We start from the raw sequence: 261 nt of genomic DNA, 5'->3' as shown, positions 1-261 counted from the left end.
CCTAGCTGTCTTAGCCTTCCCACATCGTTTCCCACTTAGCAATATTTTGGGACCTTAGCTGGCGGTCTGGGTTGTTTCCCTCTCCACGACGGACGTTAGCACCCGCCGTGTGTCTCCCGGATAGTTCTCACTGGTATTCGGAGTTTGCAAAGGGTTGGTAAGTCGGGATGACCCCCTAGCCTTAACAGTGCTCTACCCCCAATGGAATTCGTCCGAGGCTCTACCTAAATAGATTTCGGGGAGAACCAGCTATCTCCCGGT

General features: G+C 53.3%; 1 rRNA gene. It reads right to left on the bottom strand.

The annotated features are described in order from the left end of the window. Positions 1-261, bottom strand: a 23S ribosomal RNA gene (locus CSH93_RS17815); the annotation flags it as partial.

Origin of the sequence: Neoalteromonas facilis (assembly GCF_002807665.1) — a bacterium.
Taxonomy (GTDB): domain Bacteria; phylum Pseudomonadota; class Gammaproteobacteria; order Enterobacterales; family Alteromonadaceae; genus Alteromonas_E; species Alteromonas_E facilis.
This window is presented reverse-complemented; position numbering and strand designations above follow the sequence as displayed.